Annotated in this window: 1 protein-coding gene; it reads left to right on the top strand. The window is 73.6% G+C overall.

The genetic code is table 11. The annotated features are described in order from the left end of the window. On the top strand, nucleotides 1-786 hold a 786-nt coding region (locus HR086_RS47165), incomplete at its 5' end, for a tetratricopeptide repeat protein (RefSeq protein ID WP_174468941.1). Nucleotides 787-918: the final 132 nt, after the last annotated feature.

Here is a 918-nt window from a genome sequence, read left to right as displayed (position 1 = left end):
GTCGGGCAGCCTCCCCGCCCGGCGCCCGAGGATGTCCTGGCGCTCACCCACGAGCACGGTCGACGCGTGGACCACCTGGGCCGCGCGCGCTCCCTGCGCGAGCTGGGCGACGTGTCCGGCGCCCTCACCGAGGTGCGTCGCGCGCTGCATGACGACCCGGCCGACACGGACGCGCTGACGCTGGCCGCCCGGCTCGCTCGCCTCCAGGGCCAGTCCGACGTCGCGCTGCTGGCGTACGCGCGGCTGGGAAGCCTGGTGCCCGAGGACGCGGGGGCCCTCATCCAGCAGGCCCGACTGCTCGTGTCCCTGGGGCGCCACGGGGAGGCGGTGCGCGTGGGCGAGGAGGCGGTGCTGCGCGCTCCGGAGGACGCGGAGGCGTACCAGGTGCTCGGCCGCGCGCACCTGGTGGGCGGGGAGCTGGCGTCGGCCATCCTCCGCTTCCAGCAGGCCGTGCACCTGGACCCCGAGCATGGCTACGCGCTCAACAACCTGGGCTTCGCGTACCTGCGCGCGGCAGAGAACGCGAAGGCCGCAGAGGTGCTCACGCAAGCCGCGGAGCTGCTGCCGAACGTGGCCTACGTGCACAACAACCTCGGCGTGGCGTGGGAGCGACTGGGCCGCCAGGAAGAGGCCCGCGCCGCGTACGGCACCGCCACCCGGCTGTCCCCGCGCTACGTCCAGGCCCGCGTCAACGCGGACCGCCTGAGCCGCGTGGCCCAGGTGGACCTGGACTCGCCCGAGCCTCGGGCACGGGAGGTGCTCTCCCCGATGCCCGAAACGCCGTAGCGCTCCCCTGCCTGGAGGCCAGCCTCCAGGTGCGGCCCGGTCCGATTCCCGAATTCAGAATCGGACTTGGTCTAACGTGCAGCCCCCGTCGAGAAGCACATGACCCTGGCCCCTGTGATGCCCACTCCTGTC

This window comes from Myxococcus sp. CA039A (assembly GCF_013336645.1).
Classification (GTDB): domain Bacteria; phylum Myxococcota; class Myxococcia; order Myxococcales; family Myxococcaceae; genus Myxococcus; species Myxococcus llanfairpwllgwyngyllgogerychwyrndrobwllllantysiliogogogochensis.
The sequence above is the reverse complement of the archived record's forward strand: the minus strand, read 5'-3'. Positions and strand labels throughout refer to the sequence as shown.